Origin of the sequence: Flavobacterium notoginsengisoli (genome assembly GCF_042686225.1) — a bacterium.
Taxonomy (GTDB): Bacteria; Bacteroidota; Bacteroidia; order Flavobacteriales; family Flavobacteriaceae; genus Flavobacterium; species Flavobacterium notoginsengisoli.
In genome coordinates this window covers 94,813-112,807 of the sequence record NZ_JBHUOT010000001.1, presented here as the reverse complement: position 1 = coordinate 112,807, position 17,995 = coordinate 94,813, and the positions used below count along the sequence as shown (strand labels likewise).

Here is a 17,995-nt window from a genome sequence, read left to right as displayed (position 1 = left end):
TAAACTATTACAAAAAGCCCATTACTCCTTAAGACCAAAGCAATGTCTCTGAATGACAGTATCTTGGATTTATTCTTTTACAAGATAATATATAAAAGCTGGAAAGTTTAATATTTAATTCTGCGCCTTGACTTTCCAATATACATCTAGACTTCTATAAATAATATCATGCAACACCTTAATTAAATTATTTAGTTTGAGAAATCTGTTTTTAAACCTTAGGAGCCATGCAGCGAGCACTTAAGTGCTCGCTGCATGGCTCCTATCCTTCAAGCGCTGATGGCTTGAAGCAAAGATAAGTTTTAAATTTGACATATACAAGATATACAGCTAACTGTCAATGCGTTATTTTTAAAATTTATTTGTTCCTTGTTATTTTGTTCACTATATTTGACTGTTCATTTAAAATGAACGCAAGATAAAAATGAACAAATGAATACAGGAGAAGATATACTAGAAGAAGCTATTACAAAATTAGAAGGATATTCAGGATTTAAAATTCGTAATGATCAAGGTCTTGGCAAAGATAAATATATAGCTATAAATGGAACTAAATTTAATGTTACCATAGTTAAAGAAATAACTAAAGGAAACAAAGGAGTCCTATTAAACTTAATTCATCCGCTAATAAATGAAACTGATGTTCCATTTTTATTAGTAACAAAATACATCCCTAATGATATAGCATTTGAGTACGTTAATAAATACAGAGTTAATTATTTAGATCTTGCCGGAAATTGCCACATTAGAACCAAAGATTTTTTTATTTTAATAGAAGGGAAAAAAAGGGAAAAAGCCGAGCGAAAAAATCAATCCCGTGCATTTCAGGAAGCTGGCATTAAAATAATATTCTACTTGCTTAACAATCCCGAAAACATCAATCTGCCCTACCGTGCAATTGCAACCGAATCTGGTGTTTCACTGGCATCAGTAGGCTATGTATTGCAAGAACTTACGGAACTTAGTTTTTTTATGAAAACCAAAAAAGGAAATTTCTTAAAAAACCAAAAAGAACTTCTAAATAGATGGGTAATAGCTTATCACGAAGTATTACGCCCCCGACTATTTCTAAAGAAGATGCGTTTTATGAAAAGAGAAAAAAATGAATGGAGCTACTTACCCATAAAAGATGCGCAAGATCTGGTACTTTGGGGAGGAGAACCTGCGGGAGCTCTTATGACCAACTACTTATTTCCTGCCGCTTTTACCCTATATACTGATGGCGTATGGAAAACGCTGATTAATGATTTGGAACTTGTTCCATCAGAATATGGAGAAATTGAAATATTAAAAATATTTTGGATAGAAAAAGACACGTCCAAAAAAACAAATACGGTCCCTCCACTATTGGTTTACGCCGATTTGGTAGGAACTGGAAACGATAGAAATATAGAAACCGCAAAAATAATTCTAGAAAATGAGCTATCCCATATCCAGTAATAAATTTGACAATCCCCTATTAAAAGAATTACTTCAGGAACTAACCCTATACTTCGATTCCATAGGAACTCAATTCTACATTATTGGGGCAACAGCAAGGGATATCATTTTTAGTGCTATCCACGATCAGGAACCTGGGCGCAAGACTTTTGATCTCGATATTGCTATCGCGATTCCAAATTGGGATGATTTTGAAAAAATAGCTGCTGCGCTGTGCAATTTGGAAAATTTTACAAAGTCGCCAAAACAAAAACAACGATTTCATTATAAAGGAATATACGAACTTGATATTGTTCCCTTTGGAGAAATTGCAAAAGAAGATCAAAATATATACTGGCCTCCAGAAGAAGATCATGCTATGTCGGTTAAAGGTTTCTCAGAAGTAGCAAAAAACACTATAACTTTAAATGTCGATGAAGAATTTACCGTGCAGGTAGCTTCTCTTCCTGGAATATTCATTTTAAAACTAATTGCATGGAAAGATCGCCATTATAAAACAAGTAAAGATGCCGATGATATTTCTTTTATTCTAGATACTTACCTTGGAATAAATGAAGATAATCTGGAAGAAAAAAATTACGATATATACGAGGACGACAATTACGACACATATAATGCCGGTGCCACACTAATAGGAAGAGATTTAAAAAAATTATTTACAGGCCAACCAGATATCAAAAATGAAGCACTTGCAATTATTGAAAGAGAATTGGAAACAGCAGAACAAAGTATTTTAATCTCACAAATTATGAAATCTAACATCATTTTAAATTACGACCAAATATATAGAGCCTTATTAAGTATTGTAACTGAACTTAAAAAAGAATAACCGAAACTGACATTTTAATGACTGATATTAAATATTTCAACTTTTCTAATAAAGGCAAACAAGATATAAACGAAGATCGTATTGGAATACTTTCATTGGAAAATCTTGATTTGTATTTAATATCTGACGGAACCAGTAATTATGGACATGGTGAATTAGCAGCAAGAGTTATCACAACGGAAATAATAAATTATATCACCAAAAATCATAAAGAATTACAGCCAAAAAGCCTTATTCAAGGTGCTGTCAGCACAGCAAACGAATCGATATGGAATAAAAGAAAAGAACTCAAATCAAAATTTGGAGCTACAATTGCAGGACTATTAAGTAAAAATAAAAAAATAATTTATGCCTTTTGGATTGGTGATGTTCGTGTTTATCAAATACGAAATAACCAAATTATATTTCAATCAGAAGACCATTCCCTCAGTAACTACCTAAAAACAGAATCTTCAACTATTCTACCCAAAATCTACAACTATAATAATATTACCACGGCTTCGGTATCAGGAAAAGATATCGACAAGCTTTCTATTAAAGAACTTAATGTATTGCAGGGAGACATATTTCTAATTTGCTCGGATGGTTTATGGAAAAACTTTCCCATGAAATTGGAAAACTTAGCTAATCTAAATGATGAAACACTTAAAGATATACTTATTGATCAAATAGAAAATTTCACCGATAACTATTCCATAATAAAATTATCCATTTAAGGAAGCGATATTTCATGTTGCTTGACTTTTTTTTTTAATCATCATTCGATAAGGCAAATCGCTCTAGTATTTTTGAAATAGCGGTTGACCAAACTAAATCATATAATTCTTTTCTTGTCAGTGAGTTACATATTTCATTTTTTTTCTATTAAAATTAGTATCAAATTTCATAACTTAACCCTTAACAAAAACAGATCGAAAAGACATATAAAATATTTTCAAAAAAAACAAACAAGGAAATTTGTGGATTGAAAACGGTTTTTACCAGATGAGCATAAGAAAAAATTACCCAAATTAGTTTCGGATACAATCGAAATGATAAACCGCAAACAAGGCAAGATCACATTCCTTTTTTCAAAATTATCCAGCTATTTCTCGATTTTTTTTCCTACATTTACAGAGGTTGATAAACCCAATAATTTTAAGAGTGCCCTATTAGTGCCCTTCTTTTTTTGACATAACATCACACCCAGTGTTTGCTGGGGCTTACGATACAGGTGGCGGAGCCTCTTTCTCCGCTGAGAGCTTAAAAAACGTTTCAAAGTTTACAAAAAAAGCTAAATTCACAAAACCGCACAAAAATTTTGTGGCGCACTCGTGGCACAGAGCAAATGAAATGCATACCTTTTATGCAACAAAAAGTTAAGACTGTTTTTAAAGTTATATCGATTGGTCAATTTTTGTGATATAATAATACCTGAGTATTTTTATAAATATAATTCTATAGCAATTAAAACCAACTAAAACTTAGGCTTGAATTGAAAAGAACTTTAATTCCTAAAACTATCTTTTAAGAGAAAAATGTCCTTTAAACACCTTGCCATTTTCTAGTTCAATTACATACCAATAGTCATCTGAAGGCATTTGTGATCCTAAATAATTTCCATCCCATCCAATACTAAAAGGAGTCATTTCTTTTAATAGCTTTCCATACCTGTCAAAAATCTTAATTGTCGTTTTTTCTTTTATATCAGCACTAATTCCTTTGACATTCCAGTAATCATTATAACCATCTTGATTGGGGGTAAAAAATGATGGAACACCAAATACCGCCACCTCTTGTGAAACTGTTCCACATCCATTTTGATCTTTTACATAGACAGTGTGAATTCCAGCTGAAACATTTAAAAAGACATTTTCAGATTGATAGGAGCCATTTGGATCATCAATTGCATATAAATAATCTCCTCTACCCGAAACTGAAACCACTATCTTGTTTGATTCATCAACTTGAATCGAAACATTCGAAGCTATATCTGAAGCAGATACTTTTATGATTCGGGTTCTCACGCAATGAGTATATTTATCACTCACGTCTACTTTATAAATTCCTTCTTTATTTACAACTAAACTGTATTTCTTTTCATTTAGAATTTTATCTCCATTAAAAAACCATTGGTAATCATATTCTTCGATTTCACTTTCATTTATAAGACCTGCATTTATCTGTTTTGTAAAAGAAGGCAGATTGCTACACACCAGTTCTGTCCCTTCCAAATTAATTCTTGGAACAGAATTTACAATAAATGGAATTACATAATCAGCTTTACAGTTTAAGTTTTTTGGATTTATAATTTCAGCTCTTATATTTTGCGATTTAGTTACAAAAGGATTTGGAAGCGGACTTGAAAGCAAATTATTCTCAGCATCATAATACTTCACAATCATTCCTTTCTGAGATCCTAATAAAATAGATTCAAAAGAAGAAGTATCAAATGCATATTTTCCATCTTGAATTAATGGATTTTCTTCATCATCACAAACTTTACTTAACGCTGAATTCAAAGAATAGACTTGTGGTAATAAATCCACTGTAAATTTTATAGCAGATGTAAATGAACATGCTGCTGGAGTATTATTTACAACCAAAACCTTTACCGTCTGTGAAGATGTTAAAAACGGATTTGGAAGCGGACTGGAAAGCTGATTGTTATTCTCGTCAAAATAAGAAACCGAAACATTGTTTAGTCCGTTCAGCATTTCATTTTCAATGTTTGATGTATCAAAAGCAAATATTCCATCATGATCATCATCACAATGAGTCCTTTCCAGAGATTGTATAATTGGAACTGGTTCCACTTTTAAAGTTATATATCCTCCCAACCCCAAACAGTCATTATTAATCCTGCTGTCCACTCTTATAAAAATCTTTTGAAGATGAGGTGAATTCGTATTTCGGTAATTTGAAATTTCTGTAATTGCATTTTTTTCTTCTAAAGCATCTTCTATATTTTGATAATATGTAATATCTAAAAGCTGTCCTGACGGAAAAATATCTTGAATTTCTTTTGTTGCTGAACTAAAATCAAAATTAGAAATGCCTTCCTGATTATTTAAATTAGAATCATCACATTGTATAAATGTTTTTGAATAGCTAGAAGGAATCTGAGTTGTAGAAACAATTAGATTCAGCTGTGACGTTCTATAGCAGCCTTGACTATTACTTATGCGGACAAATAACTTATCTGCACTTACTACAGTATTTCTATATGTAGTTCTATTTAAAATTGGATTAATATTATTCTCAGAATCAGCTAAAGTTCTGTGGAATGTAATAACTTCATTTATTGAATTGGAAGTTATTTTATTAATCGCTTCTTCCAGATTAAAAATACTGTATCCGTCAATATCATCATCACATTGTTTAAGATTGACAACATTGGATATTTTGGGAAGAGCTAAAACCTCTATTTTAAAAGAAGTTTGCGCATCACAAACCTTATTCTCTTTATTTACAACTTTTACATATATAATTTCTTTAGAATTAGTGTTTTGATAAATATTTGGAAAATTAATTAGCTGAGTCATTAAAGCATCTTTGTAATATGAGACTACAAATTGATTTGCAGGCTGTCCATTTAAAATATTTGGCTCCTGCAGCGTTAAATCAAAAATAACTTTACCATCCTCATCGGTTCCGACGCTTGTATTATCACATACTGTAAAATCTGAAATATTAGCAGGCAGTGCTGGCAATGGCATATCAAACACATGAAGAGTAAAATCAGTACTGCTCTTACATTCATTATTACCTATATTATAAATCTCAGCTGTAATAATTTCACTCTGGTATGCAGCTTTATTGATATACTCCTTAGGAGTCAAAATAAGAATGCCACTGCTATAATAACGTACCGCAAATTCCCCTGTATTCTGTCCGTTTAAAATTGACGCATTCTGGCTCGTGAGATCAAAAACATAAAAACCATCATTATTGTCATCACAAAACAATAAATCCTGCGGTTTGTACGCCATAGGTATTTTTGAAATGGTTATTTCTTTGGTTTTTAATCCCTTTCCAAAAGAACTTTCAGCCGAAACCTTTACTGTATATTTCCCCGGACTATCATAAGTATGTAAAGGACTTATATCCGTAGAAGTACTTCCGTCTCCAAAATCCCATAATGCCGACGTAACGACAGGTGAAGATCCAAGGCTGAAGCTGGTCATTGATCCAAGACACAAATGCTCCGCTTTAAAAGATGGATTAAAAAAAGACTGATTAAAAGCTGGAAGGCCAAGGGTGGAATTCCTTCCTTCAAGATTCGCTCCCTGACTCTGTACATCACATCCAATGCCTAAAATACCCGGATTATTAATCACGCCTAAATAAGGGGTATAATAATTCGCAATGTAAATCTTGTCATTGGGTCCCAACTGTAATGCTCCTAAAAATATTGGACTTGCAAAAACCAGCTGCTCACTTGATGCAACATCTCCTGCAGTTAAATCATATTGGTAAATTGCCCTGGCAATCTGCAGCGAAATATATAAAACCTTACTATCAGCTGAAAACTCTGCTCCATAAGGCTGATCTTTCTTACTGAATAATATAGGATTATTTACCATTCCGTTTGAGGCATCAAAATCAAAAAGTTCAACAGAACTTAAAAATTGATGACATAAAACTATCTTTTTCCCATCCGGAGATATTTTCATGTAGCCTTGGGTGGCAGAAGCATCACTCCCGCCTACAAACTGTCCAGAACCCGTCACTACAGGTACTGGATTAATCCCCGTGGAACTCACTAAATGGGCATAAAATTTATTTTCTTGCCAGCCATGTGTAATTATCCAGAAATCAGTATTATTGACATGCTTCACTACTGAAATTTTCTCACAAGTAGGTGCATACAATGGAACATTTTTGCCTGCAGTAACTCCTCCAAGCCCTCCATCCAGAGTAATATCTACCTCACTGTATCTTAAACCATTGTTTTTTGCAACAGCATCAATGGTAAAAATGTAAAATAAATTTGAGGAGCCTGGTTTTTGTATAATGGTTGCAGACTGTGTACTTGAGAAATGGCCGCTAAGTCCAGTCCCATTTAGCATCACCTGATGGTTTTTATTATAAACCGTGATTCCATCAGTATAAAATAAGATATCCCCATTACTATCTGAGATGGATGCACAACCCTCAAGTGTTTTCAATTTACCATCAGTAAGAGCCGTTGTAGATCCATCAGGATTGAACTTTATTCCAGCATTCTCACCAAAATACCAGACACTAGTCTCCGACTGTGAGAGACATACTAATGGATAAATAAAAAAGAAACAGGAATACACAAAATACCTCACTACACCCAACTATTATAATACACTTTAAAACGGATCTGAACCGCTATCAACACTTCAAAAACAAGAATCAAAAGTATACATAAATTCCACATTAAAGCACTTATTGTGCTGAAAAAAGACATGAAAAATACATAGCTATTTTTTAATTATCTAAAATTGAAGTTACCTCAAAAAAACACAGAAAGCTAAAATGAATTTACAAATAATTTTTTATTCAAATTTTGTGGCATATGCCTGGTGCTTACACCTTCGCGTTGCGTTTAATTCTTTAAAATCAAGCTCTTCATCGCTAAGGTTCGAATGGTAGAGCGTCCTCTTCAAAATTAGAAAACATGTTAATTATTCAAAGAACAAGTAGATTTTTTTCGTATTTAACTACTTATCAACTTGCTGTTCTACTAAGGCCAATTATTGGTTTATTGCTGAGAAGTGATTCTGTCGCATCTGTCAAAATTAAATACAAGATTTTAAGTAATTTAAACGTTATTCTCAGATGCGACAGAACTATAATTTGAGACATTTAACATCATAACCAGACACATCAATAACGCAATAGCCTTCACAAACAACTATTTTTAGCAGAGTCTGGCAATAAACGGGACATTCGCAACTCACTTTTATGATCCAAAAGAAAATCCGAATCAAATCCCTCAAAATTCAAAATTATTTGCCCTCCTTTTGTAGGATTACTTTTGGACGCTCTGCCTGATTAGACAAAATCCAGCCAGTTCGATACATCCAATCTGTCATTTTATGCAGTTTGGCAAAATCAATATTTTCCGATTCATCCATGGGAGTATGATATTGACTGTGGAGTACGCTTGTAAAAAAGACCGCTGGAATATTTTTTCTCGCATACGGCAGATGATCTGATCTAAAATAAAAAAATTCAGGATGTTCTGGTCTGTCCCAAAGTTTGTCTAGTTCAAATTTTGGTCCTTCGTCGTTGGCTTTTTTTGCTACGGCTACAAGATCAGGCGAATTTTGATGCGGATCACTTGAACCTAAAAGTGCCGCTTGATTTATATCATTTCTTCCGATCATATCTCCGTTCAAAACCGCAATGATATCTTTTTCAGGAACAGTTGGGTTTGAAGCATACCAGCTTGAACCTAACAATCCTCTTTCTTCTGAACCATGAAATACAAACAAAGCCGATCTTTTGGCTGGTTGTTTTTTGTAGGCTCTCGCAATAGCCAGCATGGCTACACAAGTACTTGCATTATCATCTGCTCCATTGTAAATAGAATCTTGTCCGTATTTCTGTCTTACGCCATCGTGATCTTGGTGTCCGCTGAAAAGCACATATTCATTTTTTAATTTAGCATCTGTTCCCTCCACTTTTCCAACCACATTTACTGATGGATATTTGTAGGTTTCTGAAATTACTTCGGCTGTTAAACGTTCTTTAGTGTTTTTTAAGAATTCTAACTGATTGTTATGAACCCAAAAAGCAGGCATTCTAGGTGGAACAGGCATTTTATCTCTATATCCTTCGATACCATAAACGCCTCGTTTCATTTGCGGTTCGACTTCAGACCAGCTTTTTTCGCCTAATTCATCGGCAACGATAATAAGCGCTGCGGCACCTCTATACGCTAAATCTTCATAATATTTTTGTTTAACAAATCCTGGATAACGTCTTTCGAAAAGCGAAATATTATCTGCAATTCCATCTTTGGAAGCCAATATTACAACCGCTTTTCCTTTTACATCTGCTTTCCTGAAGTCTTCTACAGAAACATTTCCTAAAAAAAGCAATGGTGCATCTACTTTGTTTGTAGTGGTTTCGGCAATAAGAACTTCATTCCATAATTTAAAATCTTTTTGTCCGATTTTAAATTTAGAATAATTGGTAACCTGATGTCGGTACAAATCAAAAAACTGAAAAAAAGTGCCATCGTCTCCTGCTGGCGACATTCCGGCTTCTTTGGCTTTCTCTGCCAGCCACATCGAAACTTTCAATTCATCTAAAGTACCTGCTTCACGACCGTTAAAATGATCGCCAGCCATTTGGTACATATCTATTTTAAGATCCTTTAAAGTTATAGCGCCAACCAAAGGTTTTTTAATGGTCTGCGAAAAAATCACATTACAGCTTAAACTGAATAATAAAAACAACTTCTTCTTCATAATTAGAAATCAAATTAAATTTTAAATAATTTTCTGATAAAAAAGAAGAGCCTGAAAAAAAGACAAATCTATATTTTTTATAAATATACTTCAAAAAAGAATCAAAATTTAATTACATTCTGCTCAATTTTCAACAAAAACAAGACTTAACTTACAATACCTCAAACGTCGCAATATTACGTTATTGAATCTTATGCAAAAGACTGTTAATTATTTTTACAATAATTTATTATTTTAATGATAAATTATTAAAATAACATTTTTCGAGCCTTGTTATCGATAAATTATCTACATTTCAAAAAAAATAAATAATATTGCTGAATTGATTGGCACCAAAAACATGGCTCAAAATTCGAATATTGACGAAAAAAAACTTCTTCTTGAATTGTCTCAGGGAAGTGAGCTTGCGTTTACTAATCTGTACAATCTGTACAAAAACAATGTGTACTCTACAGCTGTAAGAATCACAAAATCAAAAATTCAGGCTGAAGAAGCGGTACAAGATATCTTTTTAAAAATATGGCAAAATCGAGAAACCTTAGCCGAAGTAACTCATTTTGAAAATTATCTCTTCATAATTTCTCGCAATCATTTATTCAATGCCATTAAAAAAATCGCTCGGGAAACAAGCCTCATATCTGAAATCGAACAAAAAGACACTGGTTTAATCGATACTGACAATAGTATTAAAGATGAACAGTATAATATTATATTGAATCAGATCGTAGAGCAACTTCCGCCTCAGCAACAAAAAGTCTATCAAATGGTTAAAAGAGATGGTTTAAGTCATCAGAAAATTGGTGAAGATTTAGGCATCTCAACAGAGACGGTAAAAAAACACATGGCTCAGGCTTTAAAATTTATACGTCTAAAAATTTCTCCTTACATGAATATGTTCATGTCTCTTTTTCTTTTTTCTAAACTATAGCCTAAAGGTTTTTCTTTCAAAAAAGCCTTAATTCACTTTTTTTTACATTTTTTTTACATTTTTTTCACTTTCAACTACTCCCTCCCCTTTTTTCAATGGTCTTTATATAAAAGGGACATTTTAAACGTGTTCCATCCCTAAAATAAGAAGGGCTGAAAAAAAAAAAAAAAAAATCCATAAATCTATCATTAACTAACAAGAACTAATTTAATCTACGAAAAAATGTCGCAAAAAAAATTCGAAGAATTATTTGAAAGCTATCTGCAGAACAAGTTATCTGATGCAGAAAAGCAGCAAATGATGAAAATAATTCAGCAAGGTGCTTATGATGATTTTCTAAAAGAAAAAATTCAGAATCTGCTGGAAAAAGAAGTTGTTACTGAAGTAATGGATAAAAAACAGAGTGATGATATTCTGAATTACATTTTATCTAAACCGCAAAACGAACCTAAAGTAGTGGAATTAAATCCGAAGCGAAGAAGAAAAGTCATTTTTCAATCGCTTTTTGCTGCGGCGAGTATTGCTTTGTTGATTGCTTTGGGTAATTCATTGTTTTTTAAGGAAAAGACAGTTCTTCCAACTGCACCTGAGACACCAGAAGTTATAGCACAAAATACCTTAATTGATTTTAGCGGTAAACAATTGGTTCGTCTTCCAGATGGTAGTACAGTTCTGCTAAATGATAACAGTACATTAAAATATGATCAAAGTTCTTTTGACTCTAAAACTCGTGAAGTAACGTTGACTGGAGAAGCTTTTTTTGACATTAAGCATAATGCAGCAAAACCTTTTATTGTACATACTGGTAAAATTCAGACTAAAGTCTTAGGAACTGCTTTTAATATTAATGCTCAAAATTCTTCAGACAATATAGAAGTGACTGTTTCCCGAGGTAAAGTTCAGGTTGGAGATGTTGAAAAAGTATATGGTGTGATAACTCCAAATCAGCAGATTAAAGTAAACAAAAGTACGTTGAGCTTTGAACAGAATAATGTCAGCGCTGCTATTGTAACCGAATGGAAAAGCAATTACCTGATTCTTGACGATATTAATATGGCCGAAGCGGTTTCGTTAATTGCTCAAAAATATAAAGTACAGATTTTTATTTCAAACGAAAAAATTAAGAATTGCCGAATTACTGCCAGTTTCTTAAACGAAGAAGATCTAGATCATGTGCTAAAAGTAATCAGCAGTGTTATTGAAACAGAATATCGTTACAATAAAGCAGGCGCTGTTATTTTGGACGGAAAAGGCTGTGAATAAAGAATACAGAAGATAGAATACAGAAGATAGAAAATAGAAGATAGAAAATAGAAGATAGAAAATAGAAGATAGAAAATAGAAGATAGAAAATAGAAAATAGAAGATAGAAAATAGAAAATAGAAGATAGAAAAAAGAGTAAATAAAGCTTACTGACCTCCTACTTAGAAAGCTTAGAAAATAAATATTAACCTTAAAAAAAAAAGAAAGCAAATTAACCAAAACCAAAATGAAAAAAGCCATCCAGCTCCTACACCAGATGGCCGAGATTTTTAACAATTAATCCAGTAACCATTAAAAAACAAGCAAATTTATGAAATTACGCTGTAAAACAACCATGTTTGACAGTGAAAAGAATTCGTCTTTTTTTCACTTGTCAAAAAAAACCATTATGATTATGCGAATCAGTTTATTCCACATTTTCTTACTGACCTGCGGCACTCATATGATCTTCGCAACCGAAATGAGTGGTCAGAATTTAGAGTCAATATCTGTTGACATTGAGCTTCATAATCAGGATATAAAAACGCTTTTTAAAACTATAGAGAACAGAACGGGATTACTTTTCGCTTATCAGCCGCAGATCATAAAAGATTTTCCAAAAGTAACTACTCCCCGCGGACGCAGAAGTGTTAGTGATATTTTGAATAGCGTATTTCAGGGCAGTAATTTAGTCTACAAACAAGTAGATAAAAATGTTGTGATTTATAAAAAAGAAGCTGACAAAACTGTTGAAAGTACATCAAAAACTAAAAAATCAGAAGATGCCAGTTACATACTGAGTGGAAAAATTCTAGATGAAAACGGACAGCCGTTACCTGGAGTAAGCATATTACTTGTAGGGGGTAATAAACAAGGAATATCTGATTTTGATGGACAGTTTTATATTGAATTACCTTCAGGTAAACATGTACTTAAAGTTTCTTATTTAGGATATAAAACACAACAAGTAACTATCGAAAACCAAACTTCTATTACCATCAAAATGCAGCCCGATTTGGCTAAATTAGATGAAATCGTAGTTATCGGATACGGAACCACAACCCGAAGAACTTCAACAGGATCGGTAGTAAAAATTACTTCTGAAGATATTGCAAAACAGCCCATAACAAATATTTTACAAACCCTTCAAGGAAGAACTCCAGGTGTTTACGTATCACAGACTTCTGGTTATGCCGGAAGTGATATGAATATAAGCATACGAGGCAGAAACTTTATCGATGGCAGTAATCTGCCGCTTTATATTGTAGATGGTGTTCCATACATTGGAGATGATATTAAACAGCAAACGCAGAATGACAATGTAATCAGAGGGGCACAAAAATCTACAAGTCCTTTGAATATCATCAATCCAAATGATATTGAAAGTATTGAAATCCTAAAAGATGCCGATGCAACTGCTATTTACGGTTCAAGAGGTGCAAATGGCGTTGTGCTTATTACGACAAAAAAAGGAAAATCTGGAAAAACAGAGTTTACAGTTACCACAAATTCCGGAGTTTCTGAAGTAGCACATATGATCAAAACATTAGATACTCCAACTTATCTTAACATGCTGCAGACTGCATTGGATAATAATGGCGATACGGCTTCTAATTTCAGTAATGGTATTGCTCTAGTTGACTGGAATCCTAATAATTACACCAACTGGCAGAAAAAATTAATTGGAGGAACAGCTAATTTCAATAATTACTCTGCTTCATTAAAAGGTGGGAATGAAACGACAAATTTCCTTTTAAGCGGTGCTTATCATAAAGAAACCACTGTTGTCCCGGGAGATTTTAGCTATGATAAATTCTCTACTAACTTTAATGTTAATCATAGTACTATGGATAATAAATTAAAGATAGGGGCTTCTGTGATTTTTGCAACTGATAATAATAAGCTTCCATTTTTTGATATTACTACTTATGCAATAAGTACTGCTCCTAACCGCCCGTTATATAATGCTGATGGAAGCTACTATTGGTCTCCTGATTACTTTAGTGATATAAATCCTCTTGCTGCTTTAGGAAAAAGGGTAGATGATAAAGGGTTTAATTTAATTACAAGTATCAGCCTTCAGTATGAAATAGCAAAAGGTTTTTCTTTTAAAACAGATTTAGGCTATGGAAGAGCTCAAATGCAGACCAAACAATTTATGCCTTCATCTGCCAGCAATCATGTCTATGATGAAGCAAACGGATTTGAATCTAACTTTTCAAGATCTTACAGCACATCAACTAATAATACCAATAATTTTACTGTTGAGCCTCAGCTTAATTACAATACAGAATTATGGAAAGGAAACCTTACAGCTCTTGTTGGTGGCTCGTGGCAGAACAGAAAATCAGAAATGCCTGCCTATGTTTATTCAAGTGGTTATAGTTCCGACAATTTACTTGGCAACTTAGCTATGGCCGAAAATGTTACAGCAAACAATGGTTCTACAGAATATAAATACATTTCGCTTTTCAGCAGGGTTAATTACAACATCGAAAACAAATATATTCTGAACCTGAATTTTAGAAGAGACGGTTCTTCTCGTTTTGGAGCCAATAATCGTTTTGGAAATTTTGGTTCTATTGGAGGTGCATGGATTTTTACACAAGAAAATTTTATGAAAAATATTCCTGTACTTAGTTTTGGAAAAATTCGTTCAAGTTATGGGGAAATCGGAAGTGACGGAATTGGAGAATACCAATATGCAGATACTTTTGATACACGTACTTACGGAAACGGAAATCCTTCTATGACAGCATCCAGAATAGCAAATCCAAATATTAAATGGGGAGTAACACGCAAATTTGAAGCTGCTTTAGATTTAAGCTTTAATAATGACCGCATTTCTTTCACTACTGCTTATTATAGAAATACTTCCAGTAATCAACTGGTTGGATACACACTAAGCCCACAAGCAGGATTTACTACTTACACTGCAAATTTACCTGCCGAAGTTGAAAACAAAGGATGGGAGTTTACCTTAGGTTCAACCAACATTCGTACTAAAAACTTTAACTGGTCAAGCTCTTTTAATATTTCATTCAACTCTAATAAATTGGTTTCATTTCCAGGTATAGAATTTACCAGCTACTATTCTCAATACATTGTTGGAAAACCTTTAAATGGTCGTTTTCTACATACTTTTACAGGAGTTGATGCCAATGGAATTGCTCAATTTGAAGATGCAAACGGAGATGGCAGAATTTCAAATGGATTTGCAGAAACTGGAAGAGGTGACAGAAAATATTATGGTCCGACTTATCCTCAGTACTATGGCGGTTTGTCTAATACCATAAGTTACAAAGCTTTCTCACTTGACTTTTTGTTCCAGTTTGTAAAACAAGACGCTACTACTTTGATGGCCGCTACAGGAACCCAGCCTGGTTATCCTTACGGAACTGCTAATTTCCAGGTGGATGAATACAATGCTTTTTTAGCGCAGGGAAATGCTTTAAGTTCTGGTTTCCAAAACAGTTATTTTAATTATATAGCATCAAATGCAGTAATTACAGATGCGTCTTTTATAAGACTTAAAAACGTAAGTGCTTCGTATCAAATTCCTTTAGATGAAGGTACAAAGAAGTATTTACAGAGTGTCAGACTTTCGCTTCAGGGACAAAATTTAGTGACTTTTACCAAATACAAAGGACTTGATCCAGAAACACAAGGTCTGGCCCTGCCTCCGTTGCGCACCATAACTCTTGGAACTCAGTTTACATTTTAAATCTAAAAAATCATGAAAAATATTTCTACTAAATATATCGCAGTATTTTCTTTTTTTATACTGGGACTTACTAGCTGTGATAGTGCTCTTGAAGTGGATCTTCCAAGCAACCAGTTATCATCAGAAACCGTTTATTCATCTGATGCTACAACAGATGCAGCTGTGAATGGAATTTATAATAGTATGGTAACCGGTTTCTACTACAATCAAATACACAGCGTGCTTGGACAGACATCAGATGAGTTGATATTAAGAAGCGGTCTTACAAATCCGTACACTTCTAATGAACTAGTCGAAACTGATGGTTCAATGAGCAGCATGTGGACAGAATTGTACAAAACCATCTATAATGCCAACAACGTTATAGAAGGAATTACAAAAAGTACTACCCTTACGCCTGCCAAAACAAAGCGCTGGATTGCTGAAGCAAAATTCTTAAGAGCATATTGCTTTTTTTACCTGACTAATATTTGGGGTGAGGTTCCTTTAGTTCTCACTACAGATATAGATATATCAGCATTGTTGCCACAATCTTCTCAAGAGGTTATTTATGCACAGATTCTTAAAGATTTGACTGAAGCTTCACAAGATCTTCCGGCAAATTATGATAATTATGACAATGAGAGAATCAGAGCAACAAAAGGCGCATCTGAAGCTCTATTAGCCAGAGTAAATCTATATTTGGGAAGATGGAATGAAGCTGCTAACCATGCAACTGCTGTAATCAACGAAACCGGAACCTACGGTATGATTACTGACTTATCTGCAACAAACAGCCCTTTTATCTCAGATAACAGTGAAGCTATTTTACAAATTCCTTATTTTAATGTAAATTATACCTATGAAGGATCTTCTGTTTTTGTAAATGCAAATACAGCAACCTTTTTACTAAGAAATGGAAATTCATTGTTTGAGGCGGATGATGCGCGAAAAATAAACTGGACCAGAAATGTCACAAGTACCCAAGGAAGTCTTGCCGGAGTAGCACCAACTAAATACAAAAACAGATTTACTGACTCTCCTATCGAACGATCAACAGTACTGAGACTGGCTGAGTTATATTTAATAAGAGCAGAAGCCAGAGTGAAATCCAATAATATTACTGGCGCCCAGCAAGATATTAATACAATCAGAAACAGAGCTTTATTAGACAATACTACTCTAACAGATTCTAATCAATTATTAGAATTAATTGCTCTTGAAAGACAGCGTGAACTTTTTGCCGAAAACGGCCACAGATGGCTTGATCTTAAAAGAACTGGCAAAATTAACGAAACACTTTCTGTCCTAACTGGTAAAATCTGGACCGCTACAGATGCGCTATATCCAATTCCGGAAACAGCTATTCGTTCCAATCCTTTCTTAAAACAAAATTCAGGATACTAAATACTAAAAATAACGCAGGAATGAGTTTAACACATTCATTTCTGCGATTTTAAAAAACACTATGGAAACAACAATTGTAAGAGTTGAGGACTTGTCGCATCAATACAGTAAGGATTGGGCAATACAAAATATTAGTTTTGAAATTAAAACAAATCGAATTTTAGGCCTTTTAGGATCTAATGGAGCTGGAAAATCTACTACAATGAATATTCTTTGCGGCGTTCTAAACCAAACCAAAGGAAACATTTATATTGATGGAATTAACCTGAAAGAAAACCCAGTCGAAGCCAAAAAACTGATTGGTTTTTTACCTCAGACACCACCTTTGCATTTAGATTTAACAGTAGATGAATATCTGATTCACTGTGCGCAGTTAAGATTAGTCCCAAAAGAAAACCTAAGAAACGCTGTAGAAAAAGCAAAAGAAAAATGCGGGATTTCGCATTTCAGCCACCGATTGATCAAAAACTTATCCGGAGGTTACAGACAGCGTGTGGGTATTGCACAAGCGATTATACATGAGCCTAAATTGGTGGTTTTGGACGAACCTACGAACGGATTAGATCCAAATCAGATTCTGGAAGTTAGAAATTTAATTAAGAAAATAGCACTAGACAAAGCCGTAATCTTTTCTTCACATATTCTTTCTGAAGTTCAGGCAACTTGTCAGGACATCAGAATGATTGAAAACGGACACATGGTTTTTTCTGATACGCTGGACGCTTTTAACAATTATATCGAAGCTGATAAATTAACGGCTAGTTTTGAAAATCCTCCGGTTGTCGAGGCTTTCAAAGAAATTTCGGAAATTACAAATGCTGTTTATCTGACTCCTAAAAAAGTACAAATTACTTTCGAAGGCACACAGGAAATTGCTGAAAAAATTGTGGCTGTTAGTGTCTACAATAATTGGAAACTTCGCGAAATTCAATTTGAAAAAGTTTCATTAGACGAAATCTTTGCCCAATTATCTAAAAAAGCCCCATCAAAAAACGCCATTCTTTCTTAAACAAAA

The 17,995-nt window shown here is 33.6% G+C and carries 10 protein-coding genes; 8 read left to right on the top strand and 2 right to left on the bottom strand.

From position 1 onward, the window contains the following. Positions 1-432: 432 nt before the first annotated feature. Genes ACFS3A_RS00305 through ACFS3A_RS00295 form a run of 3 tightly spaced genes read left to right on the top strand, consistent with a single transcriptional unit; the run spans position 433 to position 2,985 of the window. Positions 433-1,440 (top strand): type IV toxin-antitoxin system AbiEi family antitoxin, encoded by a 1,008-nt coding sequence (locus tag ACFS3A_RS00305; RefSeq protein WP_343590799.1) that lies wholly within the window; start codon positions 433-435, stop codon positions 1,438-1,440. Next, complete coding sequence (locus ACFS3A_RS00300; protein WP_379823160.1) at positions 1,418-2,269, top strand: nucleotidyl transferase AbiEii/AbiGii toxin family protein; 852 nt, start codon at positions 1,418-1,420, stop codon at positions 2,267-2,269. The genes ACFS3A_RS00305 and ACFS3A_RS00300 overlap by 23 nt, the downstream gene beginning before the upstream one ends. A 17-nt stretch (positions 2,270-2,286) precedes the next feature. Continuing rightward, complete coding sequence (locus ACFS3A_RS00295; RefSeq protein ID WP_343590797.1) at positions 2,287-2,985, top strand: PP2C family protein-serine/threonine phosphatase; 699 nt, start codon at positions 2,287-2,289, stop codon at positions 2,983-2,985. A 783-nt stretch (positions 2,986-3,768) separates the two neighbouring features. Here ACFS3A_RS00295 and ACFS3A_RS00290 read toward each other — a convergent pair. Both ACFS3A_RS00290 and ACFS3A_RS00285 read right to left on the bottom strand, forming a co-directional pair. Continuing rightward, positions 3,769-7,566 carry a T9SS type B sorting domain-containing protein gene (locus tag ACFS3A_RS00290; RefSeq protein WP_379823158.1) on the bottom strand — a complete coding sequence of 1,266 codons (3,798 nt, stop codon included), beginning with the start codon at positions 7,564-7,566 and terminating at the stop codon, positions 3,769-3,771. Between the two features lie 663 nt (positions 7,567-8,229). Further along, positions 8,230-9,699, bottom strand: a complete 1,470-nt coding sequence (locus ACFS3A_RS00285) for a M28 family peptidase (RefSeq protein WP_379823157.1) — start codon at positions 9,697-9,699, stop codon at positions 8,230-8,232. 340 nt (positions 9,700-10,039) lie between these two features. Here ACFS3A_RS00285 and ACFS3A_RS00280 point away from each other — a divergent pair, with 340 nt between their 5' ends. The 5 genes from ACFS3A_RS00280 to ACFS3A_RS00260 all read left to right on the top strand — a co-directional run bounded on the left by ACFS3A_RS00280 (position 10,040) and on the right by ACFS3A_RS00260 (position 17,989). Then, positions 10,040-10,627: an RNA polymerase sigma factor gene (locus tag ACFS3A_RS00280; protein WP_379823155.1), complete on the top strand. Its 588-nt coding sequence runs from the start codon at positions 10,040-10,042 to the stop codon at positions 10,625-10,627. 222 nt (positions 10,628-10,849) lie between these two features. Further along, on the top strand, positions 10,850-11,890 hold the full coding sequence (locus ACFS3A_RS00275) for a FecR family protein (protein ID WP_379823153.1): 1,041 nt from the start codon (positions 10,850-10,852) through the stop codon (positions 11,888-11,890). A gap of 311 nt (positions 11,891-12,201) precedes the next feature. Further along, a complete protein-coding gene (locus ACFS3A_RS00270) occupies positions 12,202-15,594 on the top strand; it encodes a SusC/RagA family TonB-linked outer membrane protein (RefSeq protein ID WP_379823152.1) in 3,393 nt (1,130 codons plus the stop codon). A gap of 12 nt (positions 15,595-15,606) precedes the next feature. Further along, entirely contained in the window at positions 15,607-16,980 is a 1,374-nt protein-coding gene (locus ACFS3A_RS00265) for a RagB/SusD family nutrient uptake outer membrane protein (RefSeq protein WP_379823151.1), read from the top strand. Positions 16,981-17,041: 61 nt separating this feature from the next. Continuing rightward, complete coding sequence (locus tag ACFS3A_RS00260; protein WP_379823150.1) at positions 17,042-17,989, top strand: ABC transporter ATP-binding protein; 948 nt, start codon at positions 17,042-17,044, stop codon at positions 17,987-17,989. Positions 17,990-17,995: the final 6 nt, after the last annotated feature.